1 pseudogene is annotated in these 980 nt (G+C 46.0%); it reads left to right on the forward strand.

Going from position 1 to position 980, the window contains the following annotated elements:
• Positions 1 to 980: pseudogene (locus CIK04_RS28655) on the forward strand (THUMP domain-containing protein); the annotation flags it as partial.

The raw sequence follows: 980 nt of genomic DNA on the forward strand, positions 1-980 counted from the left end.
CTGCTGTCTATGGAGTAGATTGGCATCGCGTTTTGTTCGCGTGTTGTCCGAGTTTACCTGTCAAAGTGATATGGACTTGTATTTAGGCAACGTCCTCTATCAATTGGGTAAATCAATTCCACAGCACTAAGAAGTTTGTGGTTGATTTCAACGGCACGAACCGTGAGATTCGTAACAGCCAGTACGGTGCGATGAAGTGAAAGATGGCATCGTAGATTGTTTCGAAAGAAAAACCTACCACGTCCAAATATCAGCAAAGAGCGTCCGGATGTGCGTATTCATGTTCGTCTCCACAAAGACAAAGCGATTCTTGGTGTTGATATGGTCGGGAATGGCTTGCACCAACGTGGCTATCGTCCTGCGTCTGGTAAAGCGCCACTCCGTGAAACCTTGGCTGCTGCTATCATCTCGCTCAGCTGGACAGAGGAACAACGCTTTGGATCCAATGTGTGGTTCAGGTACGTTGTTGATAGAGGCGGCCATGATGGCAGCAAACATGGCGCCTGGAGTAAAACGCGAAAAGTGGGTCTTTGAATCACTTGAAGATTTCGAGCCAAGAAGTGTGGGCAGAAATAAAATCAGAAGCAAATGTCAATTGCTCGAAGAGGTGTCAAAAAAGTTTGGCGCAAGATTCTAATGGCTTTGATAAATCGATGAAAAAGTGCTGAAAATTGCCCAAGATAACGGCTCGTAGAGCAGGGTTGCGGATCTTAGTCGAATTTAAGTTGGGTGACGCCGCTACAGTGTCACGTCCTCAAGAGTTTGAGAATGGTGTGATTGTTTGTAACCCGCCTTATGGTGAGCGACTTGGTACAGAACCAGGATTGATTGCACTATACACAGCATTTGGTGGTCAGTTAAAAGCACAGTTTGGTGGTTGTACAGCATCTWWTTTTTCCAGTTCCGATGAGCTGCTGAGCTGTCTTCGCATGCGTGCAGAAAAACAGTTTAAACTGAATAACGGTGCGTTACCTTGTCAC

The organism is Vibrio sp. 03_296, assembly GCF_002265885.1.